This window comes from Bradyrhizobium sp. P2_E8 (assembly GCF_056403875.1).
In genome coordinates this window covers 1-1684 of record NZ_JBFUES010001321.1, presented here as the reverse complement: position 1 = coordinate 1684, position 1684 = coordinate 1, and the positions used below count along the sequence as shown (strand labels likewise).

Sequence of the window (1684 nt, the reverse complement as noted above, 5' to 3'; positions counted from 1 at the left end):
GGAGGCCCTCCTGGTACCGCACGAGGAGCGGCGCGAGCAGATCGCGTGCCTCGCCAGCCTTTCCGGCATGACGCCAGACGCGGCCGAGGCTGATCGCCCCCCGCAGCTCCCAGCCGAGCGCGCATTGCCGGCGTGATAGATCGAGCGATTTCCGGAAGTAATTCTCGGCCTCGGCGGCATTGCCCGATCGGGCCAGGATGTCGCCCTTGACCCTGAGCATCTCCGGCATGTCGAAGGATTCGCCGTGATCGGGAATCTGGGCGATGGCCTCATCGATCGTGCGCAAGGCCTCGTCGGGCCGGTTCTCGGAGGCAAGCCCCTCCGCGAGCGCGGTCGCAAACACCGTCGTCATGATCCGGTGACGCGTGGCGTACAGCGTGGCCTGGCTGCGGCGAAGATGCTCGATCCCGCCGGTGACGTCGCCGCGGCGCAGCAGCAGCTCGCCCTTCTGGCCGATGCCGACCGCGTGATAGGGGCCGAGAAAATGCCGCGCCGAATGGTCGATCAGCCGCTCGATCAGGCTTTCGGCACTGGCCCAGTCGCCGACCCAGAGGAACACGTAGATGGTCCAGATCAGGGCAATGCCGAGGGTGAGCGGCTGTTCGAGCAGCTCGGCCTCGCGCACCGTGTATCTGGCCGCCTCGATCGCCCGATCGGGCCGGCCGGTGAGCCAGAGCCCGCGCGCCAGCGCCACCAGTGCAACGATGCGGTCGTCATAACCGAGATGGCCGATGTTCAGCCGCTGCGAGCCGGGATTGTGCACCATCGCGCTCTCGCAGAACTGCACGGCCTTGTCCTGGTTGCCGATCAGATGGTGGGCGACGCCGAGCATCCATTCCACGTTCAGTGCGGCGGCTGGATCATTCAGCTTCCGCGCGACGCCTTCGCCCTGCTCGCCGGTTCCGAGCGCCCCGTGAAAATCTCCGACCCTGGTCAGGTAGATGTGCAGGCCGCGCAGCAGCCAGAGCTGCCAGTGCAGGTCCTCGAGCTCTCTGGCAAGCTGGAGGCTGCGCGTGAACGCGGAGCGGACCGCCTCCGTATTGCCCTGCGTGAACATCACGGAGACGCCGAGCGCGGCCTGCAACGTCATCTCCTGGCGGCTGTCGATCGCGCCCGTATCGAGAGACACCAGCGCCTGCTGTGTCCAGCGGTAGCATTCCGTCAGCAATGTCAGCTCGAGGAAGAACTGGGCCGCCGAGGCCGCCAGATCCACGCCGATCGTCCGGTCGCCGCCGTCCGCGAAGCTCCAGGTCAGCGCGGCCCTCACATTGGGCAGGTGGTCGGCATAGGGAAGGAAGCCGCCCGCGCTCTGCATGCCGGTGGATTTGAGCGCGATGTCGCGCAGGAAATCGCGGAAATATTCGGCATGGGCGCGCGCGACGCGGGCCGCTTCCGCGTGCTCGACGAGCTTGTCGCCGACGAAGGCGCGGGTGGTGTCGAGCAGGCGATAGCGCAGCCGCCGTTCCGCGGGCGAGGTCGCGATCAGGGACTTGGCGAGCAGGTTCGAGATGGCTTCGACGGCCTCGGATTCGCCCATGCCTTGGCAGGACGCGACGGCAAGCGCGGCTTCCAGGGTGAAGGGCCCGACAAATACCGACAATCCGCGCAACGTTGCGCTTTCGGCTGCCGGCAGCAAATCGTAGCTCCAGGCGAGTGCCGCGCTCAGGGTCTGGTGCCGCGGGAT

The 1684-nt window shown here is 67.3% G+C and carries 1 protein-coding gene; it reads right to left on the bottom strand.

The window, feature by feature from the left end; all coding sequences use genetic code 11:
* Positions 1 to 1684: ATP-binding protein (locus tag AC1D00_RS40040; RefSeq protein WP_477014494.1), on the bottom strand; the 1684-nt coding region annotated here is incomplete at both ends.